Consider the following 24,717-nt stretch of genomic DNA (forward strand, 5'->3'; position numbering starts at 1 on the left):
CCTCAGGAGATAATCAGTGGACAATTTCGTTGCGGGTGGCGAGCAACCTGTACCTCTACGCCAAACACCTGTTTAATCCGATCGGCTTCCAGCACATCCCAAGGCACCCCCAGTGCCGAGACACCACCGCGATCGAGCAACAACACGCGGTCAGCATAGCGCGCAGCCAGATTGAGATCATGCAGAACCAGTAACACTGCGTTTCCCCTCTGCGCCACCTCACGCGCTTGCTGCAGAATCAAACGCTGATGTGCCAGATCAAGTGCCGCTGTAGGCTCATCAAGCAACAGACAGGCTGGCTTGGCACTACCCCATACCTGCGCCAACACCCGAGCCAGATGCACACGCTGACGCTCACCGCCGGACAACGCAAGATAGTTGCGCTGGCGCAAAGGCTCAACATCAGCCGCTAGCATTACCTCTGCCACTATTCGCCTGTCTTCTTCCCATCCGCTCGAGTGCGGAAGCCGGCCCATCATCACCACCTCCTCCACAGAGAAGGCAAAGGCGAGTGAGGACGATTGAGGCAATACAGCCAGCCGCTGTGCTCGTTCTTTTGCTGCCCAATCGCCGAGCGGTCTGCCGGCAAGCAGTATCTCTCCTGCATGTCGGGGCAGCTCACCACTGAGGGTGGCGAGCAATGTGCTTTTACCGGCCCCATTGGTACCCAGCACAGCCATGACCTCGCCTATCGGTAACTCAAAATCAATCCCACCGAGTATCTGACAACCGCCACGCGCGCACGCCAAACCGCTGACTGTGAGCATCACGACACCCCGCGCTGGGAGCGCAGTAGCAAAATCAGAAAGAACGGCGCGCCCAGCAACGCGGTAAGAATACCGATCGGTAACTCGGCAGGGGCGATCAGCGTTCGTGCGACCACATCGGCAAGCAATAACAGTCCACCGCCTAGCAACATCGCACCGGGTAACACCTGCCGATGGTCGACCCCCAGCATCAATCTGATCAGGTGCGGCACCACAAGGCCAACAAACCCGATCAACCCCGCAACCGCGACACAGGCTCCCACACCAAGCGCAGTCAAAAGAATCAACTCGCGTTTGACCCTCTCGACTTCCACACCCAGATGCCGAGCTTCCGACTCACCGAGCAGCAGCGCATTCAGTGCGCGCGCCTGCTGGGGCAAGCGCCACCATATCAAGGCACAGCACAGTGTCAGGGCGATAACCCGCGGATAATTCGCCGAACCCAGACTGCCCATGTTCCAGAATGTCAAAGTCCGCAGCATACGATCGTCAGCCAGATAACTCAGTAGCCCGATCAGCGCACCGCTAATTGCGGCAATAGCGATACCGGCCAGGAGCATGCTGGCGACTGATATGCCCTGTGCCGTCTGCCCTAATCGATAGACCAGCAACGTGGTCATGACCCCGCCGCCGAACGCACCGACCACGGTAGTGTATGGAAACAGCGCACTGGGCAAGCCGCCAAACAGCCAGCTCCCGAGCACTATGACGGACGCCGCGCCGAGCGCCGCACCACTGGAAACACCGATCAAACTCGGGTCGGCCAGCGGATTACGGAACAGACCCTGCATGACCGCACCGGTCAGAGCCAGCGTGCTGCCGACCAGCAAGCCCATCAGAGTTCGCGGTAAGCGTATTTGTTCGACAATTACCTGGGCATCACCTTGAGGTCCAACCAGACCCAGCAGATTGCCCAGCACCGCTAACGTGTCACGTGGTGCTATGTTGACCGCACCAAGGCCCAGGGACAACATGATCGCCAACGCCAGAAGCACAACAAGCAACAACATGATCAGCGGGCCACGCCGCAAAGGAGAGATCATCGTCATTTGTTTGCCTGCTGTTGCTGGTGTTGACCCGCACTGGCAGAGATAATCAGCGCATGACAGATGATAACGATAATTTTCTTCCCGTACCGCTGTGCCGGCTCGATCAGCTTGCTAACCCTGGCAGCCTGGGTGTCACCCGCAACGACGAAATGCTGATGGTGATCCGCCAGGGAGCGCGCGCCTATGTTTATGTCAATCGCTGCCCCCACCGTGGCATCCCGCTTGAATGGGTGCCCGATCAGTTTCTCGATAGCACCGGCAGATTGATTCAATGCGCCAACCATGGCGCATTGTTTTTGCCTGAAAGTGGCGAATGTGTCGCGGGGCCTTGCCCCGGGGCCTTCCTCCAACACCGGCCCTGCCATATCAGCAACGGACAGGTCTGGCTGGACTGACCAGCTCACACTAGTTGCTTCGCTCATACAATCACCGGCACTTGTCCACCCACTTGAAAACCCTCTGGCGTCGGTGTCACGGCCCAGGCTATTACTTCGACACCTTGATCCACTGCCTGGCGCAAAAGCTGCGCGTATTCGGGATCGATCTCGCTGGCAGCCCGCACTCGCTCGATCCCTGAGTGCATTACGCAGAACAGCAGACAGGCACGACGACCTTTCGCGGCAAGCTCCGTCAGTTCACGCAGGTGTTTTTGTCCGCGCAGGCTAACCGCATCGGGGAAAGCGCCGACACCCTCACCCACGACCAGAGTCACGCTCTTGACCTCGACGACGCACTCATCGGGATCACTCAGTAAAAAATCAAACCGACTCTGACCACCTGGCAGCCTGACCTCAGGCCGCGCAGTAGCGTAGCCAGCAAGCGGGGCTATCAGGCCTCGCGCCAGCGCCGCCGCAACCACCTTGTTGGCCCGCGCGCTATGAATACAGGCAAGCTGCCCAGGCTGGGTTTCCACCAACTCCCAGCTACCCGGCAGTTTACGTCCGACCTTGCTCTCCAGACGAACCCACACACGGCTACCGGGAGCAGCGCAGCCAGTCATCGAGCCTGTGTTGGGGCAATGCACCGTCATTTCGCGTCCATCATCAAGACGCACATCGGCAAGGAAGCGTTTGTAACGCTTGATCAGCACACCACTCAACAGCGAGGGCTCGAACGCAAGCAAGGTTTCAGCCACTACCTGAGCCTCCGATCGAGTCGATCGACCGCCATCGCGAGGCGATCCAGAGACGCCGTATAAGCAAAACGTACATGCTCATGCTGGCGATAGTGTCCGAAATCCAGACCAGGGGTAACCGCGAGATACTCACTCTCCAGAAGTTGCTGGCAAAAGGACGTACTGTCGGCAGAGTGCTTCTGGATATCGGCATATAAATAGAACGCGCCTTCAGGGGTGACCGGGATAGCAAAACCGAGATCACGCAGCGCCGGCAAAAGAAAGTCACGCCGCGAGTGAAAGGCTTGACGACGCTCCTCGCAAATGGCCATGGTCTCTTCGCCAAATGCGGCAAGCGCGGCCACCTGGGCCATGTGTGGCGCGCAGATATAGAGATTCTGGGCCAGTTTTTCCAGCTCTGGAATCGCCGCCTCAGGCGCAATTAACCAACCCAGACGCCAGCCAGTCATGCCAAAGTACTTGGAAAAACTGTTCAACACGAAGGCATCAGGAGCAACCTCCAGTACCGAAGTGGCACGACAATCATAGGTCAACCCGTGATAGATCTCATCCACGACAAGATGTCCATTCAGACTCTCCACCGATGTCGCGAGATTCTGCAACTGTTCGCGGCTCAACACTGTTCCGGTAGGGTTGGATGGGGAGGCCGCAAGCACGGCAGAACAGCTTGCGTCCCAGTGCTGAACCACCAGCTCGGGTGTAAGCTGGTAAGCGCTGTCCGGCCCGGTGGGTATCATCTTCGCGTGGGCGCCCAGCAGGCGGAGAAAATTGCGATTACAGGGATAGGACGGATCAGCCATCAACATGCTCTGGCCCGGATCGACCAGTAACGAGGTGATCAGTAGCAGCGCCGCAGAACCACCAGGAGTGACTACCACGCGTGCGGGGTCGAGATCGACGCCGTAGCGCTGAGCATAGAGGCCTGCTATCGCCTCGCGCAGGGCAGGCAAACCCAGTGCAGGGGTATACCCAGTCTGGCCTGATGCAAGCGCCGCCTGCCCCGCACGCACAATGGGCGCGGGCGTTGAAAAGTCAGGCTCGCCAATTTCCATATGAATCACGTCATGGCCCTGCGCTTCGAGCGTTTTCGCCCGCGCCAGCACACTCATCACATGGAAAGCCTGTATGTCCCGTGTGCGTTGTGCCCAACCCTGCCTGCGCATGCGTGCTCCCTATCAATGTTATCTGAGCGCTGAATGATACCCTTCCGGGCCTCACCAAACAGCCTGTTTGCACCGACCATCGTCAACCAGTTCAACCTTCTGACGGCAAACAGTAGCGCGGTTGATCATGTTCTGGTAGTTTTGCCCGCTTGCACGCCACCGGCTGCACCCTCAGGCCATCAGCAACGTGAGCCTGGCACTGGAAGATCGAGCTAAAAAGTGAGGGGTTCTCATGCCCAGCAATGCCAAAGAAAAGAATTCAATGTTGATCCGCGGGTTCGCACCCTATAAGGAAAAGAAGGGCGAGGAATACATGAACGAGCAGCAGCTCGAGCATTTCGCCGGCATTCTCAACGGCTGGAAACGCGAGCTGATGGAGGAGGTAGACCGTACCGTCCATCACATGCAGGACGAGGCGGCCAACTTCCCCGATCCCGCAGACCGCGCCAGCCAGGAGGAGGAATTCAGCCTCGAACTGCGGGCCCGCGACCGCGAGCGTAAATTGATCCGCAAGATCGATCAGACACTCCAGCGTATCGACGATGACGATTACGGCTTCTGTGACTCCTGTGGCGTCGAGATCGGCATTCGTCGTCTTGAAGCACGTCCGACTGCCACACTCTGCATCGACTGCAAGACCCTTGCTGAAATCAAGGAAAAGCAGGTCGGCAGCTGATCTTGGCAGTCTCGACCAGATCTGCCCGACACCGGTGCTGGATCTGGTCGACATGACTCGTCCGTTGAACCAGGCAGCTTCCAATGCTCTCCCCCGCTGACAGCTCTATTGGACGCTTCGCTCCCACACCCAGCGGGGCCTTGCATTTCGGTTCTTTGTTGGCTGCTCTCGCCAGCTTCCTGGATGCACGTCAACGGCATGGTCATTGGCTAGTTCGCATGGAAGATCTGGATCAGCCACGCAACAAGCCCGGCGCACAGGACCAGATACTACAGGCACTGACTGCCCATGGAATGCATTGGGATGGCCCTGTTCAGATACAGAGCCAACACCAAAAAAGCTATCAGGAACAGATTAGTCACTGGATAGATCAGGGCTTGGCGTATTACTGCGACTGTTCGCGCAAAGACCTTATTGCCTATAAGGGTGTTTACCCCGGCACCTGCCGCGGGCGACATTTACCCCCTGCTGCCGATCACGCAGTCCGCGTGCGGGTAACGGATGAACCCGTTGTGTTCACTGACCGCTTGCAGGGCAAAATCAGTCAGCGCCTGGAGAGTGAGATCGGGGACTTCGTGGTTCGTCGCCGGGACGGGATCATCGCCTACCAGCTTGCAGTCGTCATGGATGACATTGCGCAGGGTGTTACCGATATCGTGCGCGGTGCCGATTTGCTCGAATCCACACCCCGTCAACTATGGCTATATCAATTATTGCAGACGCCAGTGCCTGCCTATCTGCATATACCGCTAATGATGACGCGCCGCGGCCAGAAGCTCAGCAAACGACTGGGGTCAGCTCCAATCCACCCGCAAGCGGCATCTTCCAGCCTCTTTGCAGCTCTGAACGTGCTTAACCAGCAGCCTCCGGCGACCCTTCAGAAAGCAACAGTGGCGGAATTGATCGCCTGGGGCTTAGAGCACTGGCAGCCCATGCAGCTACCCCCTACTCGTGAGATACTTCAATAGATGGACATGCCAGAATGAATGTCGGAGCTTGGCAAGCACGCTCGGCCTGACTACCCTATAGCACCACCTGCTCAGCCGCACGACGGCGCAGGCCACAACGACTGCCCAGCGGTCGTCGACTCACGGACGCCCATGTATATTTACCGCCTGGTACTATTGCTGGTCATCGGCATATACCTGTTCTCGCCTGCCATCATGGATTGGTGGATCGAGCCACAGGGAGCCTGGTATCGCCCCTACATGCTCTGGCTGATCCTGATTATCGCCGGCATTGTGCTGCAGAGTCCGAAAGATGCCGATGAGCTTTGAGTTAAGCCACCTTCTACTGATCAGCGTTCTCTATCTACTGACGCTGTTTGGCGTAGCCTGGGTGACCGAGCGTGGCATGCTACCCCGCGCACTGTTACAGCATCCAGCCGTGTACACCCTGTCGCTGGGCGTGTATGCCAGCGCTTGGGCCTTCTATGGCACCGTGGGTCTTGCCTACGAATATGGCTATGGATTTCTCACCTATTACTTGGGCGTATGCGGAGCCTTTCTGCTCGCCCCAGTTCTGCTCAGCCCAATCCTGCGCATCACCCGCACCTATCAACTGTCGTCCCTGGCCGACCTGTTCGCCTTTCGTTTTCGCAGCACCCTGGCGGGGACCCTGACAACCTTATGCATGCTGATTGGTGTGTTGCCCCTGCTTGCATTGCAAATACAGGCTGTAGCTGATTCGGTCCAAATTCTCACTCAGGAAACCGGGCAAAATACGGTCGCCCTCGGGTTCTGCGTGTTAATCACTCTGTTTGCCATTTTGTTCGGCGCTCGGCATATTTCCACCCGGGAAAAGCATGAAGGGTTGGTGATCGCCATCGCTTTCGAATCCCTGGTCAAGCTAATCGCTATTGGCGCCGTCGGACTTTATGCGCTGTACGGCGTTTTTGGCGGCCCTGCGGGACTGGAGTCATGGCTCGCCTATAACCAGCAGGCCTTGCAAACGCTCCACTCGCCACTGCAGGAAGGCCCCTGGCGCACACTATTGTTGGTCTTCTTTGCGTCCGCCATTGTCATGCCTCACATGTACCATATGGCGTTTACCGAAAACCTGAACCCGCGCGCTTTGGCCACAGCGAGCTGGGGGCTGCCGCTGTTTCTGCTTTTAATCAGCCTCGCCGTGCCACCGATACTCTGGGCCGGTTTATATTTGGGCATCCCGACCAATCCCGAGTATTTTACACTGGGACTGGGCATGGCCGCTGGCGCTGACTGGCTGACCTTGCTCGCGTTCGTTGGCGGACTCTCCGCAGCCAGCGGCCTGATCATTGTCGTCACGCTGGCGTTATCAGGCATGGTCCTCAATCACCTGGTTCTGCCGATTTATCAACCCAGCGCCGAAAACAACATCTATCGCTGGCTGCTGTGGACTCGACGTACACTGATCGCCACCATCATCATGGCCAGCTACGGCTTCTACCTTCTACTCGGAGCAGAGCAGCATCTGGCAAACTTGGGTATTGCCTCCTTTGTGGCTACTGTGCAGTTTCTGCCAGGAGCACTGTCGGTACTCTATTGGCAACAGGCCAACCGTCGCGGTTTCATTGGTGGACTGATTGCCGGCATGCTGGTCTGGGCTATTACCCTGCTACTGCCCCTGGTCACCGAGGTGACGGATTTGCAGATACTGGGCCAGACTTTGAGCTTCAATGCCGACACCTGGCATCTGGCAGCCATCGCTTCGCTTGCGGCAAATATTTTTGCTTTCACCAGTATTTCAATGTTTACCCAGCGCTCAAGTGAGGAGCAGAGCGCAGCAGAAGCCTGCTCGGTGGACAATGTCAGCCGGCCCCAACGTATGGAGCTGATCGCCAACTCACCCCAGGAATTCGCCCAACAACTGGCCAAGCCGTTGGGCAACAAAACTGCACAGCAGGAAGTCGAACAGGCCCTTCGGGATCTGCAACTGCCTTTTGACGAGCACCGCCCGTACGCCCTGCGGCGTCTGCGTGATCGCCTCGAAGCCAATTTATCGGGGCTGATGGGGCCCAGTGTCGCGCAGGAAATCATCACCACCTTTCTCCCATTCAAGCTGGCTCGCGAAGGCTATGTCACTGAAGACATTCACTTCATCGAGAACCGCCTGGAGGACTACCATTCGCGCCTCACCGGACTGGCAGCCGAGCTTGACGCGTTGCGTCGCTATCATCGACAGACACTGCAGGACCTCCCCATGGGCGTATGTTCACTGGCCAAGGACAACGAGATACTGATGTGGAATCGGGCCATGCACGCGCTGACTGGAATCAGCGCAGACAGCGTCGTTGGCTCGCGACTGGATAATATTGCCAAGCCCTGGAATGAGCTGTTGGCCCGCTTCGTCAGTGATCAGTCAGCTCACCTGCACAAGCAACAACTGGTGGTCAATGGCCATACTCAGTGGCTCAGCTTGCATAAGGCAGCTATCGACGAACCCGGCAACGTGGTCAGCAGTGGCTTGGTACTGCTGATCGAGGACCAGACCGAGAACCAGATGCTTGAGGATGAATTGATGCACTCCGAGCGCCTGGCATCCATCGGTCGCCTGGCTGCTGGCGTAGCCCACGAGATCGGTAACCCGGTCACCGGCATTGCCTGCCTGGCGCAAAATCTGCGCGAAGAATCAGATCAGCCAGAGGCCCGAGAAATGGCCGAACAGGTGATTGAACAAACTCGACGTATATCGCGCATCGTCCAGTCTTTGGTCAATTTCGCCCACGTTGGTAGCCGGCACAATAACAGCAATGAAGAGGTCGATCTGACCGCCTGTACCAGCGAAGCTGTTCATCTGCTGTCACTCAATCGTCAGGGCCCTGAGGTGATTTATGTTAACCTTTGTAGTCCTGAACATGTAGTCGCCGGGGACAGTCAGCGCCTGGTACAGGTTCTGATCAACCTGCTGGGCAATGCCCGGGATGCGAGTAGCAACGCCGATACCATCACCATTTCAACCCAGCAGAATGAGCACCAGGTACTGCTGCATGTCGAGGACCAAGGCAGCGGGATAGACAAGGCCATCATGGACCGTCTGTTCGAGCCATTTTTCACCACCAAGCAACCAGGGACAGGAACAGGGCTCGGTTTGGCACTGGTCTACTCGATTATCGAAGAGCACTATGGGCAGATAACCATCGACAGCCCGGCAGACCCCATACTTCAGCGCGGCACACGGTTCACCATAACCTTGCCCCGCTACAGCGTTTTGAGCAACGGTGCCACCGCTTGAGTCATTGTTGGCGGTCACCGAGCATGAGGTACCTATGTCACATATTCTGGTTGTAGAAGACGAGGCAATCATCCGCTCCGCACTGCGTCGCTTGCTGGAGCGGCACCACTATCAAGTAAGCGAAGCCGGATCGGTCGCTGATGCAGTCAATCAATTCGATTTGAATTCCTTCGACCTGGTGATCAGCGATCTGCGTTTACCCGGAGACCCCGGGACCGAAATGATTCGGCGCGCGCCCGACACTCCCGTACTTATCATGACCAGCTACGCCAGCCTGCGTTCAGCGGTTGATTCAATGAAACTGGGCGCGGTCGATTACATTGCTAAGCCGTTCGATCACGAGGAAATGCTACAAGCTGTCGCCCGCATCATTCAGGACAGCCAGGCTCGACGTAGCCAGCCACTGGTTCAGGCTTCCGCTGCGCCAGAGCGGAATGCAAAGGCGGGCAAGCCAGCGACAGATGCCGCCGCTGACCAGACAATGGGCATCATTGGCTCCAGCCCCTCCATGCAAACGCTGTTCAAGCGCATCAGCAAGGTCGCACCGACCGATTCGACCGTACTCATCCAAGGCGAGTCCGGTACCGGCAAGGAGCTGGTGGCCAAGGCATTACACGAACATTCGCGCCGGGCCAAGGCACCCATGATTTCGGTCAACTGCGCAGCCATTCCGGAAGCCTTGATTGAATCCGAGCTGTTCGGTCACGAGAAGGGCTCTTTTACCGGAGCCACGTCCGGGCGCACCGGCCTGGTTGAAGCGGCTGACGGCGGCACGCTGTTTCTCGACGAAATTGGCGAACTGCCCCTCGAAGCTCAGGCGCGACTATTACGCGTGCTGCAGGAAGGAGAAATACGCCGGGTCGGTTCGGTACAGTCGCATAAGGTCAATGTTCGCCTGGTTGCTGCAACCCACCGGGACCTCAAGACATTGGCGCGTCAGGGGCTGTTTCGCGAAGACCTGTATTATCGTCTCAACGTAATAGAACTTCGCCTCCCGCCCCTGCGCGACCGCGGAGAAGACATCATGCTGATTGCCGAGGCTTTGCTCACCCGTGCCGGCCGTAATGTGAATCAGGTAGGCTTGCATTTCAGCGACGAAGCAAAGCAGGCTATTCGGTTGCATACCTGGCGTGGCAACGTACGCGAACTGGAAAATGCAATCGAGCGCGCCGCCATCCTTTGCGATGAGGACGAAATTTCAACCGAACTGCTGGGCATCGAACTGGACGTAGAACATGAGCGCGCATCCCAGGCGGCCAACGCGCTGGAAACCATGAGCAAGAACCAAAGTGTCAATAGCGAACCAACCGAAGACTTGTCTTTGGAAGACTATTTCCAGCATTTTGTACTGGAACACCAGGAGCGGATGACCGAGACGGAGCTGGCCCACAAGCTGGGTATCAGCCGTAAATGCCTTTGGGAAAGACGCCAGCGTCTCGGCATCCCCCGCAAAAAAACCGCTAATTCCTGAGCAAAGCATTCACCCACCGCCAGCGAGAACATTCGCTGGCGGTGAAAGGCCCACCTCAGTGTTACCTGTTACCCAGCATCTACAGCCAAAAGTGTTACCCCAGCCCGGGCTATGCGTAACACTTCTTCGGGTTGATAGGTAACGTACCGCTTGAACGCCGCTTCATGCACATTACTTTAAAAACGTAAGCAATTGTTTTAAAACGGATATTAGAAGTTGGCACGGCGAATGCTTTATATTCGGTACAACAATAATAAAAATCAAAAAATAAAATAAAAATAAAATCTGACTACACACACAATAAAAACAAAACGTGAGAGTCGCAGCAAACAGATTTTTTTGGAGAATGTGCTTAACCCGCGAATAGGATGTTCGTCTGGACACATAACAATAATGGTTGCCATAGCAACATGACTGTCCAGAGCCAATGATAGGCCTTGAATTAAGACATAAGCTTCCAAAGCAATACGTTTGTTTTAGACAGCCCGGGATGGGCTATCGCCGAGCGACATTGTCGCTTCTGCCGAACAAAAAGAATTGCAGATAAAATAAAAATAATAAAAACCATTGGGGGGAGTACATGCTCCCCTTGAGTTTTCTATCAACATCCATTTTATTTCCCAATCAGTCTTCTTGTTACCCCTCCCTTTACCTCAATTTCTGCACTTAATTCAATTTCTGTACTATTCAGGCTAGAATACACCTCAGTCAAGTCAGGCGATGAGCTGACCCAGGCGTGTCACCGCATATAATCCGATGATGTGCTAATCAGTGCTGTTCCCCCTGACGCTTATGCTAACTTCAGCCCTTTAAATCGGGTTTGAATATGCCGGTGGAAAGCCTGTACTTATGATTCGAAAGTTGTTGAAGAAATTGCCCACTCCCTTTGGCCGCCCAACACACAAGCGGACGACGCCATCAATTATTCCTGCAAGCCAGCATAATTTGCGCCGTGAAAAACTGAGCAAAAATGCCGTCAACGTGGTTGAGCGATTGCAACAGGCGGGCTTTCAAGCGTTCGTGGTGGGTGGCTGTGTACGTGACTCCCTTCTTAACATGTCCCCGAAGGACTATGACGTAGCCACCAGTGCAACACCTGAACAAGTCAGAGCCACCTTTCGCAACGCGAGGCTGATTGGCCGCCGATTCAAACTGGTTCACGTGCATTTTGGCCGCGAGATAATCGAAGTAGCTACGTTTCGCGCCAGTCACGCCGATGACGATGCCGGAGAATCTCAGGGCGACGAGAAATCACGTCAGAGCGAATCCGGTCGTCTGCTCCGTGACAACGTGTACGGCAACTTCGAACAGGATGCCCAGCGTCGTGATTTCACCATCAACGCGTTGTACTACGACGTGAGCACCGGGCACATCCACGATTACGCCAACGGCATGCACGATATCCGCAACGGTTTGGTGCGGCTCATAGGTGATCCTGAGCAGCGTTACCAGGAAGACCCCGTACGCATGTTGCGAGCCGTCCGTTTTGCCGCCAAACTGGGCTTCGAGATCGAGACCCACAGCGCTGCTCCGATTCCGGACATGACCGACTTGTTATTCGATATTCCGGCCGCTCGTCTATTCGACGAATCGCTCAAGCTATTAATGAGCGGACAGGGTGAAAAAACCTTTGATCTGCTGCACTACTACTACTTATTCGAGCCGCTCTTTCCCGACACCGAAGAAGCCATCGAAAAGAATCCTGACTACAGCTTGGCCCTTATTCGTCAAGCTTTGCGCAACACTGACGATCGCATTCGTGAGGGCCGCCCGGTAACGCCTGCATTTTTATTTGCTGCACTGCTGTGGCCTGCTCTCGCACCGCGCATAAAGGAACTGGAAGCTCAGGGTATACCGACCATCCCCGCCCAGCAGCAAGCGGCTCAAGATCTACTCACTGAGCAATGTCAGCACATAGCCATACCCAAGCGATTCAGCGTTCCCCTGCGAGAAATCTGGGACATGCAACCGCGCCTGGAACGACGCAACGGTCGTCGAGCCGACCAGTTACTCGAACATCCTCGCTTCCGCGCTGCCTATGATTTTCTGTTGCTGCGCGAATCGGCCGGCGAGCAAACTAACGGTCTGGGGCAATGGTGGACGCGCTATCAGGATGCGTCAGCAGACCAGCGACGTAAAATGATCAGCGATCTTGATGATACTGGCACGGGTCCGAAACGTCCTCGCAATCGCAAAAAGCGCAAACCCAAAACCTCAGCAGATTCATGAGTAACCGGTGCTACATAGGCCTGGGAAGCAACCAATCAGCCCCAGCTACGCAGCTTAATCGTGCCTATGATGCCCTTGCGGCTTTACCGCAAACCGAGCTTCTGAGTTGTTCTCGGCTGTATCGAAGCGCGCCCATGGGGCCGCAGGATCAACCCGATTACGTGAATGCGGTAGCACTCATCGACACTGCGCTGCAGCCGTTGATATTACTAGACGCATTACAGCGAATCGAGCAACAACAAGGCCGGACCCGCAAAGCCGAACGCTGGGGCCCACGCACACTGGATCTGGACATCTTGCTATACGGACATCAGCAGATTTCCTGTGACCGATTGCAGGTGCCGCATTACCACATGTGCGCCCGCGCCTTTGTACTCTACCCTTTGGCCGAGCTGGACCCGAAACTGATCATGCCGGACGGTACGTCTTTACAACAGCTATTGAAAGAATGCCCGGCAGGATCTCTCGAAGCGCTTGCCGATCTGCCGGCACAAGGGTAAAACATGGCACCCGCATACAGACGCCACCATGCGCCTAAGCATCAGGTCTATACTGCCTGTCTATACGACAGCGTCCTGAGCAAAATGGGCTCGCGCCGCGACACAATCCGGCCGATGCTTAACTGTCCGACGCCTCGCCGAGGCCGAACCAATGGAATCTCGCCATGCCTGACGTAACCCTGACAACGCTGAGCAAGCTCAAGCAGAATGGTGAAAAAATCACCTGTTTGACGTCCTACGACGCTACCTTTACCAAGCTGGTCAATGAGGCCGGGGTTGAGGTGATTCTGGTGGGCGATTCGCTAGGAATGGTATTGCAAGGCAATGACAGTACCTTGCCGGTGACCGTTGCCGACATGGTTTACCATACCCGCGCCGTGAAACGTGGCAACACCAGCGCATTCATCATGGCTGACCTGCCGTTCATGTCCTACCCCAACGTAAATCAGGCACTGGCCAGCAGTGCACAGTTGATGCAGGCTGGTGCTCACATGGTCAAGCTCGAGGGCGCAGGATGGCTGGCGCCGATAATTCAGGCGCTAGTCCAGAATGGTGTCCCTGTGTGCGCGCACATGGGACTGACCCCGCAAGCAGTGAATCTGCTCGGTGGCTACAAGGTACAGGGTCGCGCAGACGAACAGGCGCAGGCGATTCTCGCGGATGCCAAGGCTCTGGAAGCAGCTGGCGCGAGCATGTTGTTGCTCGAATGCGTACCCAGCTCTCTGGCCAATGCGATAACCAAGGCAGTGGCCGTGCCAGTCATAGGTATCGGTGCTGGCAGCGGCACCGACGGACAAGTGTTGGTGGTACATGACATGCTGGGGCTGACCCGCGGTCACCGCCAGCCACGCTTTGTGAAAAACTTCATGCTCGATCAGCAGGACGTGCCTGCCGCCTTGCGCGCCTATGTCGAAGCAGTGAAAAAAACCGAATTTCCTGCCGCTGAACACGAGTTTTAATCCCAATGAATACCCTGCACACTATTGCTCAGCTGCGCGCAGCTCTCGCGCGTGCCCGACAGGATGGCAAGCGTATTGGCCTGGTGCCGACCATGGGCAACCTGCATGCAGGCCATGTAACGCTGGTCAACAAGGCGCGACAACGTACTGATTTCGTTGTGGTCAGCATCTTTGTCAATCCGCTGCAGTTTGGTGCTGGCGAAGATCTAGAGAGCTATCCACGGACGCTGGAAGAAGACCAGCGCAAGGTGCTGGATGCCGGTGGTGACCTAGTGTTCGCTCCCAACGTCAAGGAAATATACCCAGAGGGAATGGGCGGCCATACTCGGATCAGCGTGCCCGTTGTCTCCGAAGGTCTGTGCGGAGCCAGTCGGCCGGGACATTTTGAAGGTGTAGCCACCGTGGTCTGTAAGCTACTTAATATCGTACAGCCTGATCTGGCCGTATTTGGCCAGAAGGACTACCAGCAGCTGGCAGTTATTCGCAAGATGGCCCACGACCTGTGCCTGCCGGTTCTCGTCATGGGAGAGCCAACTGTGCGCGCGGAAGACGGCCTCGCCCTCTCTTCCCGCAATGGTTACCTCAGTGCAGAGCAACGTCGGACGGCTCCAGTGCTATTCGAAATACTGCAACAGGTTGCCAAATCGGTTAAGGACGGTGAGCGGGACTACCCTGTTTTGATCGAAGCGGCCCGTCAGCGTCTGGCAGATTCAGGCCTGCGTGCCGACTATCTCGATCTGCGCGATGCACTCACACTGAACCCTGTCGATGCCGACACCCGTGACATGGTCATCCTGGCAGCCGCTTACCTGGGTAACACACGACTCATCGACAACCTGCTTTTCGACTTGCACTGACTCGCTCCTTTCCTCAGCACATCCGGTGTGGCCGGCGCACCTATCCGCGCTGGCCACCTACGCATCGCTGCCATCGACACTCCTCTTACCCCGCTCTATCAGACCAAAGAAGGGTTGAATTGCCTCCGGTAATGGCCGACGCTTGAAGCAAGAACGCTTTCGGCCGCACCGCAGACAAAAACAAGAGGACCCGAGTCATGTACAAAATCGAAAACCACAAGGTATCCGACGCCGCTCGCGCAGATACGCATGTCGATGAAGCCACTTATAATCGCATGTACAAGCAGTCGCTCGAGCAGCCAGACCTGTTCTGGGCGGAGCAGGCTAAGCGTTTTCTGACCTGGGAAAAGCCCTGGAGTCGCGTGCAAGATAGCAACATGATCAGCGGCGAAGCTGCCTGGTTCATTGACGGCAAACTCAATGTAAGCACCAACTGTATCGATCGCCACTTGGCTACCCGCGCTGACCAGACTGCCATTATCTGGGAGGGTGACGATCCATCAGAATCGCTGAATATCACCTACCGCCAATTGCATGAACATGTCTGCCGATTGGCTAATGTGTTGCGCGCACGTGGCGTCAAGAAAGGCGAACGGGTCTGTCTGTACATGCCGATGATCCCTGAAGCTGCCTACGCCATGCTGGCCTGCGCGCGCATCGGCGCCGTTCATTCTGTTGTGTTTGGCGGGTTCTCATCGGATGCGCTTCGCGATCGTATTAACGATTCAGATTGCCAAGCGGTTATTACCGCAGACCAAGGCGTGCGCGGAGGCAAGCATGTTCCGCTGAAGCAGAATGTGGACAGGGCCTTGCAAGACTGCCCTGGCGTACACACGGTCGTTACCGTCAAACGTACCGGAGGCGATATCGACTGGCACGAACATCGTGATATTTTTTACCACGAGGCCTGCGCTGCGGTCAGTGCCGACTGCACAGCCGAGTCGATGGACAGTGAAGACCCTCTGTTCATCCTCTACACCTCGGGTTCTACCGGCAAGCCAAAGGGCGTACTGCATACCACAGGCGGTTATCTGTTGGGCTCAGCAATGACCCATCATTACGTGTTCGATTATCACGAAGGTGAAATCTATTGGTGTACGGCAGATGTCGGCTGGATCACCGGACACTCCTATATTGTCTATGGTCCTCTGTGTAACGGCGCCACCACGCTGATGTTCGAGGGCGTGCCGACCTACCCCGATGCAGCACGCTGCTGGCAGATCGTCGACAAGCACAAGGTCAACATCTTTTACACCGCCCCCACTGCGATCCGCGCACTGATGGCCCAAGGCAACGAATTGGTCACCAGCACCTCACGTGCAAGCTTGCGCTTGCTTGGTAGTGTTGGTGAGCCGATCAACCCCGAGGCCTGGGAATGGTATTACCATGTTGTCGGCGAAATGCGCTGCCCGATAGTCGATACCTGGTGGCAGACTGAAACCGGTTCCATCATGATCACCCCCCTGCCTGGCGCCACCGATCTCAAACCCGGCTCGGCGACACGGCCATTCTTTGGTGTCGAGCCAGCGCTGTTCGACCCCGAAGGCAACGAGCTGGAAGGGGTAGCCAGCGGCAATCTGGTGATCAAACGGTCCTGGCCTAGCCAGATCCGTACTGTCTACGGCGATCATCAACGCTTGGTCGACACCTACTTCAGCACCTACAAGGGCGTGTACTTCACCGGAGACGGTGCACGACGCGATGAAGACGGCTACTACTGGATTACCGGGCGCGTCGATGACGTACTTAACGTCTCCGGCCACCGTATCGGTACAGCCGAGGTCGAGAGCGCCTTGGTGCTGCATGACTCCGTCGCCGAGGCTGCAGTGGTCGGGTGTCCGCACGACATCAAGGGGCAGTGCATCTACGCTTACGTTATGCCCATGCGCGGTGTGACGCCTAGCGAGAATCTGATCAAAGAGCTCAAAGCATTCGTTACCGAGCAGGTGGGATCGTTCGCCAAGCCGGATTTTATTCAGTGGACACCCGGCTTACCGAAAACCCGCTCAGGCAAGATCATGCGCCGTATTTTGCGCAAGATCGCCTGCGATGAGCTCGACACCCTGGGCGATATTTCCACGCTGGCAGATCCAGCGGTGGTCGAAGAACTGATCGAAAACCGACTGAATCGCGGATGAGACACTTCTTGTCCTGACCTGATCACCCCTCTATGCTTGTGCCCATTCAAGCATTCGCATAGAGGAATAGCCATGCAAGACGTCGTGATTGTCGCCGCCACCCGTACCGCTATCGGCAGTTTTGCCGGTCAATTTGCCGGTATACCCGCCCATGAGCTGGGTGCCACGGTCATCCGTGCGTTACTGGAAAAAACCGCAATAGATCCCGCGATTGTTGACGAGGTCATTCTTGGCCAAGTGCTCACTGCTGGCTGCGGCCAGAATCCTGCACGACAGGCAGCCATCCAAGGTGGCCTGCCCTTCAGCGTACCCGCATTCAATCTGAACAAGGTCTGTGGCTCAGGCCTCAAAGCACTGCATCTGGGCGCCCAGGCAATCCGCTGCGGCGATGCCGACGTCATTATCGCCGGTGGTCAGGAGTCCATGAGCCTGTCGCCTCACCTCATGCCCAGCTCTCGCAATGGCTTGCGCATGGGACATGGCAAGCTGATCGACAGCATGATTCATGACGGCCTGTGGGATGCATTCAACGATTATCATATGGGCATCACTGCCGAAAATCTGGTCAACAAGTACCAGATCAGCCGTGAAGAACAGGACGCGTTTGCTGCAGCCTCACAGCAGAAAGCCGTCGCTGCCCAAGACGCGGGCCATTTCGACATCGAGATCACACCCGTCAGCGTACCCCAACGCAAGGGCGATCCGCTGCTCGTCACCCGTGACGAGCAGCCCCGTGCCGGCACAACAGCCCAATCGCTGAGCAAACTGCGTCCGGCGTTCCAGAAGGATGGCAGTGTCACCGCAGGAAATGCGTCGGGCCTCAATGACGGCGCTGCCGCTGTCATGCTGATGAGTGCTGCCAAAGCCGAACAGCTAGGTTTACCCGTACTGGCCAGAATCGCTGCCTACGCGAATGCCGGCGTCGATCCCGCCATCATGGGTATAGGACCGGTTTCCGCCACCCAGCGTTGCCTGCAGAAAACCGGTTGGCATATAGCCGATCTGGATCTGATCGAGGCTAACGAGGCCTTTGCCGCACAGGCACTGGCTGTAGGCCGCGAGCTCAAGTGGGACGCCAACAAGGTCAACGTCAATGGTGGCGCCATCGCTTTAGGCCACCCGATCGGCGCATCCGGATGCCGGGTACTGGTCACGCTGCTGCACGAAATGCTGCGCCGCGACGCAAAGAAGGGGCTGGCAACGTTGTGCATCGGCGGCGGACAAGGCGTCGCACTGGCGCTAGAAAGAGCCTGAAGCAGCCTCTAGTGCTGGCTGCGCCGAAAGCGGGGTGGAAATACCCAGCAGCACGCCAGCACCAGAGCCGCGAAAAGACTATAGCTGAGTAAAAATACCCAAGACGGCAAATCGAAATACAGCACTGACTGCAGCCAATACTCGATAAAGCTTTCTGTATAGGTATCATCGCCGCCCTGGCGCCGCAGCCACATTTCCAGTGTGGTGAGCGGGCAGACGATACCGAACCAGGCTTCGCCGACGACGACCAGGATTGTCCCAAGGTGAGCCAGGCGAAACCACAGATTGTTTACCCAGCGCCAACCAAGCAGATTGCCGGCAATGATTAACAGCAATCCCAGCACAACAAAGACAACCAGCCCCACGTGAGCCGCCAGTACGATGTTGGCCACCGCTTGAAAAGACACTATGCCAGTCAAATAACCACTCCTATCAGAGCAGCGCCTCACGCGCGGCCAATTCGCGAGCCGTATGCTCTTGTCGGGCACGGTCAATACCGTAGAAAAAATACGCGCACGCCGAGGCAAAACCGAACAGGCAGGCCGACAGATTAAGCCACGCCAGCCGGGTCACTTCCGCTAGAGTAACTTGACTGGGATCGGCCTGCACTGGAAAGCCAATCAGATCCAGGCCAACGCCTGCCACCAGATAGCCAACCGCTGCTGCCATTTTGCCAGTAAAGGCAGTGGCGCTGAACAGGAAGCCTTCCTGGCTGCGGCCCGTGCGGAAGTGGTGCTCTTGGGTGACGTCCGCCATCATCGATGCTCCAGAAATCACCGCCAGCCCCGCGGCGACACCCGCGACAAACAACACGCTGAAGATCAAGGGCACAAATAACGGGCTGCTCTGCTCCGGAAAGACTCCCAGCAATCGTGCTACCACAGCGACGTTACCCGCCAGCGGCCCAATCAGCGCGGCAACGATAATGGTCCGCTTCTTGTCAAAACGCCTATGTAACGGTGCCGCCAGCATAATGCCAACCGGCCAGCCAACCAGCAAACCGATCGCCAGGAAAGCAATGGCCGAGCTTGATAGCTGCCAAAAATACACATTGAGGTGCATGTTCAATGTTTGCACGATGCCGATCGAGACTGCCACTAGCATTGTCCCGACAAACAGCGCGCGAAACGATACATTACCCCAGGCAGCGGCTATATCTTCGCGCACAGGGGCACGCACTAGACTGTTTGAAGCCTTAGGCAGCAAGGCAATACGATCTCGCGTGCCCCAGGCAGAGATCAGGATCGCCAGACTCATGAGAATGGCGCCAGCCAGGGCCACCTTCGGGTAACCCGCCGGGTTGAGCAAACCGTTCTTGAATTCAGCGCTATCAGGAAAAAACACCGACAAACCCACGAGTACTACCAGTGCTGCAGCCAAGACACCACAAACGCCGCGCCAGGCGGCAACCGAGGTGCGTTCCTGGTAATCCTTGGTCAGCTCGGCGCCGAGGGCTAGGTACGGTACGTAATACAGGGTCATTATACCGCGCACCAGAATGGCAAAGCCGGCCAACCAGAAAAACAGGCCTATCTGCGACAAGGATTGCGGTGGCATGAACAGGCCAAACCAGGCGAAACCCAGTGGAACAGCCGCTACCACCATAAAGGGATGCCGGCGCCCATGCCGCGAGCGCCAATGGTCCGAAACATAACCGGCCAGTGGGTCGGTGACCGCGTCGAAAATCAGCGCAACCATCACTGCAAGCCCGGCCAGCGTGCCAGTCAAACCCAGAACCTGAGTGAAGTAAAAAAACAGAAATATATCAAAGCCGGTGCTCTTGATCGTTTCCGCCACCTGACCTATGCCGTAGGCGAGCTTGGTTCTGACCGGTAATGATGGTGTGCCGTGCATGTCTTTTCTTCTTATTTGTGTTGTGATTTAGCTGGATACTGTCTAATCCGTGCACCAGTACCGATATACCCCTCCCTTCGGGCAGTTCATGCCGATTGTAGCCTGTGCTCGAAAGTCACGCAGCGATCGCTATACTGAAAACTTCATTCGTTGTGGGAGTTTCCATGTTGCGCGCCCCCCTCTATTTCAATAAATCCGAGGCCCTTGTCGATGCCATCCTGGAGCGGTTGGGTAACAAGATCGTGCTCGGTCTGCCCCTGGGCCTGGGCAAGGCCAACCATCTGGTAAACGCCCTGTACCAGCGAGCTTGCGCAGATCCGAGTATTTCTCTGAGCATCCTCACAGCACTCACCCTGGAACGACCCCGGCCCAGCAGTGAGCTGGAGAAGCGCCTTCTGGAGCCGATTTCTGCCCGGCTGTTCGATGCCTATCCCGCACTGGAGTACGCCCAGGCAGTGCGTTCCGGCGAGTTGCCAGACAATATCAAATTCAAGGATTTCTTCTTGCAGTCGGGCCAGTGGCTAGGTGTACCACTGGCCCAGCAACATTATGCCTCGATCAACTATACGCATGCGCTGGACGAGCTGATTGACGCCGGGGTCAACCTGATACTGCAACTGGTAGCGCCGCTACCGGGAGCGGACGATGCGCAAACAGGTACGCGTTTCAGTCTAAGCTGCAATCCGGATATCAGCGCTGACCTGCTGGATAGGCGGCGCAGTGGTCGTTTATCGTTACTCAGCGTGGGCCAGGTGAATTCGGCACTGCCGTTCATGGGCGGGTCTGCCGACCGGCCCGCAAGCGATTTCGATATGATCCTCAAGGCCCCAGCCTATGAGTTCGATCTGTTCATGCCCCCGAACAAGCCAGCTTCGATAATCGACCATGCCATTGGCCTGGAAGTCGCTAACCTGATAGAAGACGGCGGCAGCCTCCAGATAGGCATCGGCTCGATTGGAGACGCCATCGCCCACAGTCTTCTGCTGCGCCACCAGCAGAGCCCGTTATATGGCGAGCTACTGGATCGGCTCAATCCGCAGCGTCCCAAGCATGCCAGCGCCCACCGCCAGCCGTTTACTGAGGGCCTGTATGGTGTGACAGAAATGCTCGTGGAGGGTTTTCTTGAAATGGTGACCAGCGGCATTATGAAGCGCGAAGTAGCGGGTGCGGTAGTGCATGCCGGGTTTTTCGTCGGCAGCCCAGGGTTCTTCCAGCGCTTGACAGAGATGTCTGAGGACTTGCGCGGCAAGATTGCCATGATGCCCGTCTCTTACACCAACGAGCTGTATGGAGATGAACAGGGCAAACGATCGGCACGCTGCGCTGCGCGCTTCGTCAACAGCGCGATGATGGTGACGCTAGGCGGCGCAGTGGTGTCAGACGGGTTAGCTGATTACAACGTGGTCAGCGGGGTGGGCGGCCAGTACAACTTCGTCGCACAGGCTTTTGCGCTCGAGGGTGGCCGGTCCATTATCACCTTGCCCAGCACGCGCACACGCAAAGGCAAACGCCAATCAAACATCGTCTGGGATTACCCGCATACCACCATACCGCGACACCTGCGTGACATAGTGGTGACCGAATACGGCGCAGCAGACCTGCGGGGCAAAACTGACGCCGAGGTCATTGGCGCCCTGTTGAATATCACCGACTCCGCCTTTCAGCAGACGCTCATGCAACGGGCGAAAGAAACTGGAAAGCTTCCCTCGGACTACGCCATCCCGGCAGTCCATCGCGACAACACACCCGCACGTATTCAGCGCGCATTGCAGCCGGCAATAGAAGAAGGACACCTTCCCAGCTTCCCACTGGGTAGCGGTTTAACCGCGGAAGAAGAGCACCTAGCGGTGGCGCTATCCAATTTATCCCCCCTAGCGGGTAACGTCCGCGAGCTAATTCCTCTAGTGATAGCGGGTCTGAAGCGAGAGCCGGGGCCGCAAGCTCTCGCATGCCTCAAACGTATGCAACTCGATGAGCCCAAGGGAATTACCGAAAGACTCTATCGCGCCTTACTGCTGAGCAAGCTGGATACCGACAGGGCCTGAATTGTCAGAGCAGTCCAGATATGTCCGGCAACAGTTACAAACCGCTTCAAGCGTTTTATCGTCTATCTTTAATAGAGTTAATGCAGACTATAGGCGCCGTTGATCTTTCGATTCGCGTCGCAAACGCATTCAGGCAACCACGAGGAGGATCTATGAGTACGATCATCGCAGGACGATTCGATACGCAAGAGCAAGCCGAGAAGGTATGCGCTTCGCTGCAGGATGCCGGCTTTAGCGAAGATCACATTTCCCAGTTTTATGTCAATCCGCACGGCCAGCATGCTATTTATCCGATCGGCGGAGACGAATCAGCCTCGCCGGGGTCGAAGGACTCAGGGCATGGCGCACTGGTCGGTGGTGGTATTGGTGCCGCCGCAGGTGTAGCCGCAGGCATTGCGGCAATCCCGGTAGTCGGTCCAATTGGCGCGGTAGTGGGCGCGGGAATTGGCGCCTACACCGGTTCTCTGGTGGGCGCAATGAAGGAGACCGACAAGGACTCCGAAGTCGACGAAATAGTCGAAGAGACCCCGCCGAAAGAGCAACAGCTGACCGAACGCCATGCCGGCGTGCATGTGGCAGTAAAGGTGACTGCCGACAATCGCAGCGACGCTATCCGCGTACTGCACAAACACCAGGCCGCTGGACTTGAGGAAGCTCAAGGCGAACTCACCAATGGCGAATGGGTCGATTTTGATCCACGCAAAGCTGTCAAGTTGCTGCCAGAGAATCAGCCCTGAGCGCGGGGTTCAACAGTAACTTGCGATGACGCGCCAGAGTGCGTGGGCGGCAGTATAATGCCTGCATGAGACTCGATCGCCTTATCAGCAATTACCCCCAATATAGCCATCGGTCAGCCCGCCAGCTGATCGCATGCGGCCGTGTCCAGGTTAATGGGCAAACAGTGCGTGACACCCAGGCAACGGTGGATCGCTTCGCGACAGTGAGCATCGATGAGCAGCCCCTCCGCAGCGGCTATGCATCAGTCTATCTGATGTTGCACAAGCCGACGGGGTATCTGAGCGCCACATCTGATGACACCCACCCAACTGTACTGGATTTGCTGGATTCTGAGCTTCGGGCGCAAGTACATATCGGCGGTCGTCTTGACCGCAATAGCTCGGGGCTCTTGTTGCTGACCAACGACGGACTATGGTCTCGACGTGTGACCGATCCACAGATCAAGACTCCCAAGGTCTATCATGTAACGACCGCCGAGCCGATTCGCGATGATGCCCCGGCGCGTTTTGCGGAGGGGATCCATTTCGCTTTCGAGGGGCTGACAACCTCACCCGCCCAGCTGGAAGGGCTAGGCTGCTGCGAAGCCCTAGTGACCATTTATGAAGGACGTTATCATCAGATAAAGCGTATGTTTCACGCTGTAGGCAATCGTGTGACGGCACTACACCGGGTGAGTATGGGGTCCATCTTACTGGATCCTGCTCTACGGCCAGGTGAATATCGATTGCTGACTCAGGCTGAAGTGGCCTCGGTTTGAGTTTTGAAAATGCCTGTAGCAGGGCTCATGCAAGTCTGGACATAACTGCTCATATCCTTGGTTTGCATGGATATTTTAATCAACATGCGACTTGAGCTAGCATCCGCCGGGAAGCGACTGGAACCTGCGCCCCACAACAAATCTACTACATTGTCCGAAAACGTCTGCGGAAGTTGCTGCAGGAGCTTGATCAGTGCACTGCTGGCGGACAGCTGCTTTTCAATCGAACGGAAGTTGGCAATGGATAGAAGTACCAATCCAAATGACGACTTACCGCCCTCACAGCGAATAATCAGGTCAAATACCTGCTTATCAAGAGCTGCGGGGTTCGGTAGTCCGGTGGCAGTATAAAGTCTATTTTAGTTTCTCTTCCTACTCAATGACCCGTGACTACTCCAATTTACGCAGACGCATATCCGCTATCGCGGACATGACCGCCAGGGCGATAATAACGCTAATAGTCAGGGCCAGAGGCAGGCCGAGCCAGCCACCAGACAACTGACTGCCCGGATGTGGCATGACACCTGCCGGAAAGCGCACCACCATCAATCCGGTGTTGTGCATGCCGCAAATCGCTGCGCCCAAAAGCAGCGAGGCGCCGCCTTGCATTTTCGCCGTATTGCGCCCGGTTGCGCCTTTTAATGCGCGACAGATAACCATGGCCGCCGCCGATGCAGCTATGGCAATAACGATCGACAATACCAGCAGAAGCGGGTCATAACGTGGCGTCTGGGTCAAATTGATCGCCGCCATGCCGGCATAGTGCATTGTCGAAATGCCGCCACCCATAACCAAACTACTGATAATGGACAGAGCGATAGCTGACGCCAGAATGGCGACCAGGTAAGACAGCGAAACAAGACCTGGGTCGTAATGACCGTTCATGGAAAAAGTTACTGGGAAAATGGGACTT

At 56.4% G+C, this 24,717-nt stretch carries 22 protein-coding genes; 15 read left to right on the forward strand and 7 right to left on the reverse strand.

Translation table 11 applies throughout. From position 1 onward, the window contains the following. Nucleotides 1-2: 2 nt before the first annotated feature. Both ACJAXR_RS12570 and ACJAXR_RS12575 read right to left on the reverse strand, forming a co-directional pair. Nucleotides 3-767, reverse strand: a complete 765-nt coding sequence (locus ACJAXR_RS12570; protein WP_415058621.1) for a heme ABC transporter ATP-binding protein — start codon at nucleotides 765-767, stop codon at nucleotides 3-5. Continuing rightward, nucleotides 767-1,810 (reverse strand): FecCD family ABC transporter permease, encoded by a 1,044-nt coding sequence (locus tag ACJAXR_RS12575; protein WP_415058721.1) that lies wholly within the window; start codon nucleotides 1,808-1,810, stop codon nucleotides 767-769. Before ACJAXR_RS12575 ends, ACJAXR_RS12570 begins: the two co-directional genes overlap by 1 nt. Before the next feature lie 59 nt (nucleotides 1,811-1,869). Between ACJAXR_RS12575 and ACJAXR_RS12580 the strand changes: the two genes are divergently transcribed. Next, nucleotides 1,870-2,211 carry a Rieske (2Fe-2S) protein gene (locus ACJAXR_RS12580; RefSeq protein WP_415058622.1) on the forward strand — a complete coding sequence of 114 codons (342 nt, stop codon included), beginning with the start codon at nucleotides 1,870-1,872 and terminating at the stop codon, nucleotides 2,209-2,211. Nucleotides 2,212-2,234: 23 nt separating this feature from the next. Here the strand turns inward: ACJAXR_RS12580 and sfsA are convergent, their stop codons facing one another. Both sfsA and ACJAXR_RS12590 read right to left on the reverse strand, forming a co-directional pair. Next, nucleotides 2,235-2,951, reverse strand: a complete 717-nt coding sequence (gene sfsA / locus ACJAXR_RS12585) for a DNA/RNA nuclease SfsA (RefSeq protein WP_415058623.1) — start codon at nucleotides 2,949-2,951, stop codon at nucleotides 2,235-2,237. Beyond that, nucleotides 2,951-4,114 (reverse strand): pyridoxal phosphate-dependent aminotransferase, encoded by a 1,164-nt coding sequence (locus ACJAXR_RS12590; RefSeq protein ID WP_415058624.1) that lies wholly within the window; start codon nucleotides 4,112-4,114, stop codon nucleotides 2,951-2,953. The genes sfsA and ACJAXR_RS12590 overlap by 1 nt, the downstream gene beginning before the upstream one ends. A gap of 232 nt (nucleotides 4,115-4,346) precedes the next feature. Between ACJAXR_RS12590 and dksA the strand changes: the two genes are divergently transcribed. The 11 genes from dksA (at nucleotide 4,347) to ACJAXR_RS12645 (ending at nucleotide 18,410) form a co-directional block, all read left to right on the forward strand. Continuing rightward, a complete protein-coding gene (gene dksA, locus ACJAXR_RS12595; protein ID WP_415058625.1) occupies nucleotides 4,347-4,790 on the forward strand; it encodes an RNA polymerase-binding protein DksA in 444 nt (147 codons plus the stop codon). Nucleotides 4,791-4,873: 83 nt separating this feature from the next. Continuing rightward, nucleotides 4,874-5,758, forward strand: coding sequence for a tRNA glutamyl-Q(34) synthetase GluQRS (gene gluQRS, locus ACJAXR_RS12600; protein ID WP_415058626.1), 885 nt, complete (start codon nucleotides 4,874-4,876; stop codon nucleotides 5,756-5,758). A 132-nt stretch (nucleotides 5,759-5,890) separates the two neighbouring features. Continuing rightward, a complete protein-coding gene (locus tag ACJAXR_RS12605) occupies nucleotides 5,891-6,067 on the forward strand; it encodes a hypothetical protein (RefSeq protein ID WP_150278722.1) in 177 nt (58 codons plus the stop codon). After that, a complete protein-coding gene (locus ACJAXR_RS12610; RefSeq protein ID WP_415058627.1) occupies nucleotides 6,051-9,002 on the forward strand; it encodes a sensor histidine kinase in 2,952 nt (983 codons plus the stop codon). Before ACJAXR_RS12605 ends, ACJAXR_RS12610 begins: the two co-directional genes overlap by 17 nt. 34 nt (nucleotides 9,003-9,036) lie before the next feature. After that, nucleotides 9,037-10,473, forward strand: a complete 1,437-nt coding sequence (locus tag ACJAXR_RS12615) for a sigma-54-dependent transcriptional regulator (RefSeq protein WP_415058628.1) — start codon at nucleotides 9,037-9,039, stop codon at nucleotides 10,471-10,473. 849 nt (nucleotides 10,474-11,322) lie between these two features. Next, nucleotides 11,323-12,702: a polynucleotide adenylyltransferase PcnB gene (locus ACJAXR_RS12620; RefSeq protein WP_415058629.1), complete on the forward strand. Its 1,380-nt coding sequence runs from the start codon at nucleotides 11,323-11,325 to the stop codon at nucleotides 12,700-12,702. Continuing rightward, complete coding sequence (gene folK, locus ACJAXR_RS12625) at nucleotides 12,699-13,202, forward strand: 2-amino-4-hydroxy-6-hydroxymethyldihydropteridine diphosphokinase (protein ID WP_415058630.1); 504 nt, start codon at nucleotides 12,699-12,701, stop codon at nucleotides 13,200-13,202. Before ACJAXR_RS12620 ends, folK begins: the two co-directional genes overlap by 4 nt. Nucleotides 13,203-13,366: 164 nt before the next feature. Next, nucleotides 13,367-14,161 (forward strand): 3-methyl-2-oxobutanoate hydroxymethyltransferase, encoded by a 795-nt coding sequence (panB, locus tag ACJAXR_RS12630; protein ID WP_415058631.1) that lies wholly within the window; start codon nucleotides 13,367-13,369, stop codon nucleotides 14,159-14,161. Nucleotides 14,162-14,166: 5 nt separating this feature from the next. Beyond that, the gene (gene panC, locus ACJAXR_RS12635; protein WP_415058632.1) at nucleotides 14,167-15,018 is read left to right on the forward strand and encodes a pantoate--beta-alanine ligase; all 852 of its coding nucleotides are present in this window, start codon (nucleotides 14,167-14,169) and stop codon (nucleotides 15,016-15,018) included. A gap of 197 nt (nucleotides 15,019-15,215) precedes the next feature. Then, nucleotides 15,216-17,156, forward strand: coding sequence for an acetate--CoA ligase (acs, locus tag ACJAXR_RS12640; RefSeq protein WP_415058633.1), 1,941 nt, complete (start codon nucleotides 15,216-15,218; stop codon nucleotides 17,154-17,156). A gap of 72 nt (nucleotides 17,157-17,228) precedes the next feature. Beyond that, nucleotides 17,229-18,410: an acetyl-CoA C-acetyltransferase gene (locus tag ACJAXR_RS12645; RefSeq protein ID WP_415058634.1), complete on the forward strand. Its 1,182-nt coding sequence runs from the start codon at nucleotides 17,229-17,231 to the stop codon at nucleotides 18,408-18,410. Nucleotides 18,411-18,418: 8 nt separating this feature from the next. On the opposite strand, the gene ACJAXR_RS12650 is transcribed toward ACJAXR_RS12645, so the two are convergent. After that, on the reverse strand, nucleotides 18,419-18,829 hold the full coding sequence (locus tag ACJAXR_RS12650; RefSeq protein ID WP_415058635.1) for a DUF2784 domain-containing protein: 411 nt from the start codon (nucleotides 18,827-18,829) through the stop codon (nucleotides 18,419-18,421). A 13-nt stretch (nucleotides 18,830-18,842) separates the two neighbouring features. Beyond that, nucleotides 18,843-20,264 (reverse strand): MFS transporter, encoded by a 1,422-nt coding sequence (locus tag ACJAXR_RS12655; protein ID WP_415058636.1) that lies wholly within the window; start codon nucleotides 20,262-20,264, stop codon nucleotides 18,843-18,845. A 164-nt stretch (nucleotides 20,265-20,428) separates the two neighbouring features. Between ACJAXR_RS12655 and ACJAXR_RS12660 the strand changes: the two genes are divergently transcribed. The 3 genes from ACJAXR_RS12660 to ACJAXR_RS12670 all read left to right on the forward strand — a co-directional run bounded on the left by ACJAXR_RS12660 (nucleotide 20,429) and on the right by ACJAXR_RS12670 (nucleotide 23,804). Then, nucleotides 20,429-22,309, forward strand: coding sequence for an acetyl-CoA hydrolase/transferase C-terminal domain-containing protein (locus ACJAXR_RS12660; RefSeq protein ID WP_415058637.1), 1,881 nt, complete (start codon nucleotides 20,429-20,431; stop codon nucleotides 22,307-22,309). Between the two features lie 152 nt (nucleotides 22,310-22,461). Further along, nucleotides 22,462-23,046: a hypothetical protein gene (locus tag ACJAXR_RS12665; RefSeq protein ID WP_415058638.1), complete on the forward strand. Its 585-nt coding sequence runs from the start codon at nucleotides 22,462-22,464 to the stop codon at nucleotides 23,044-23,046. A 65-nt stretch (nucleotides 23,047-23,111) separates the two neighbouring features. Further along, on the forward strand, nucleotides 23,112-23,804 hold the full coding sequence (locus ACJAXR_RS12670) for a pseudouridine synthase (RefSeq protein WP_415058639.1): 693 nt from the start codon (nucleotides 23,112-23,114) through the stop codon (nucleotides 23,802-23,804). A gap of 390 nt (nucleotides 23,805-24,194) precedes the next feature. On the opposite strand, the gene ACJAXR_RS12675 is transcribed toward ACJAXR_RS12670, so the two are convergent. Then, the gene (locus ACJAXR_RS12675) at nucleotides 24,195-24,689 is read right to left on the reverse strand and encodes an MHYT domain-containing protein (RefSeq protein ID WP_415058640.1); all 495 of its coding nucleotides are present in this window, start codon (nucleotides 24,687-24,689) and stop codon (nucleotides 24,195-24,197) included. Nucleotides 24,690-24,717: the final 28 nt, after the last annotated feature.

The organism is Halopseudomonas sp. (assembly GCF_047631575.1).
GTDB lineage: Bacteria > Pseudomonadota > Gammaproteobacteria > Pseudomonadales > Pseudomonadaceae > Halopseudomonas.

Coding starts and splice junctions, on each gene's coding strand:
- ACJAXR_RS12605 (WP_150278722.1), top strand. CDS start 5,891: ATGTATATTTACCGCCTGGTACTATTGCTGGTCATCGGCATATACCTG.
- ACJAXR_RS12610 (WP_415058627.1), top strand. CDS start 6,051: ATGCCGATGAGCTTTGAGTTAAGCCACCTTCTACTGATCAGCGTTCTC.
- dksA (WP_415058625.1), top strand. CDS start 4,347: ATGCCCAGCAATGCCAAAGAAAAGAATTCAATGTTGATCCGCGGGTTC.
- ACJAXR_RS12570 (WP_415058621.1), bottom strand. CDS start 767: ATGCTCACAGTCAGCGGTTTGGCGTGCGCGCGTGGCGGTTGTCAGATA.
- ACJAXR_RS12615 (WP_415058628.1), top strand. CDS start 9,037: ATGTCACATATTCTGGTTGTAGAAGACGAGGCAATCATCCGCTCCGCA.
- ACJAXR_RS12655 (WP_415058636.1), bottom strand. CDS start 20,264: ATGCACGGCACACCATCATTACCGGTCAGAACCAAGCTCGCCTACGGC.
- acs (WP_415058633.1), top strand. CDS start 15,216: ATGTACAAAATCGAAAACCACAAGGTATCCGACGCCGCTCGCGCAGAT.
- ACJAXR_RS12580 (WP_415058622.1), top strand. CDS start 1,870: ATGACAGATGATAACGATAATTTTCTTCCCGTACCGCTGTGCCGGCTC.
- folK (WP_415058630.1), top strand. CDS start 12,699: ATGAGTAACCGGTGCTACATAGGCCTGGGAAGCAACCAATCAGCCCCA.
- ACJAXR_RS12670 (WP_415058639.1), top strand. CDS start 23,112: ATGAGACTCGATCGCCTTATCAGCAATTACCCCCAATATAGCCATCGG.
- ACJAXR_RS12645 (WP_415058634.1), top strand. CDS start 17,229: ATGCAAGACGTCGTGATTGTCGCCGCCACCCGTACCGCTATCGGCAGT.
- ACJAXR_RS12590 (WP_415058624.1), bottom strand. CDS start 4,114: ATGCGCAGGCAGGGTTGGGCACAACGCACACGGGACATACAGGCTTTC.
- panB (WP_415058631.1), top strand. CDS start 13,367: ATGCCTGACGTAACCCTGACAACGCTGAGCAAGCTCAAGCAGAATGGT.
- ACJAXR_RS12665 (WP_415058638.1), top strand. CDS start 22,462: ATGAGTACGATCATCGCAGGACGATTCGATACGCAAGAGCAAGCCGAG.
- ACJAXR_RS12620 (WP_415058629.1), top strand. CDS start 11,323: ATGATTCGAAAGTTGTTGAAGAAATTGCCCACTCCCTTTGGCCGCCCA.
- gluQRS (WP_415058626.1), top strand. CDS start 4,874: ATGCTCTCCCCCGCTGACAGCTCTATTGGACGCTTCGCTCCCACACCC.
- ACJAXR_RS12675 (WP_415058640.1), bottom strand. CDS start 24,689: ATGAACGGTCATTACGACCCAGGTCTTGTTTCGCTGTCTTACCTGGTC.
- ACJAXR_RS12575 (WP_415058721.1), bottom strand. CDS start 1,810: ATGATCTCTCCTTTGCGGCGTGGCCCGCTGATCATGTTGTTGCTTGTT.
- panC (WP_415058632.1), top strand. CDS start 14,167: ATGAATACCCTGCACACTATTGCTCAGCTGCGCGCAGCTCTCGCGCGT.
- ACJAXR_RS12660 (WP_415058637.1), top strand. CDS start 20,429: ATGTTGCGCGCCCCCCTCTATTTCAATAAATCCGAGGCCCTTGTCGAT.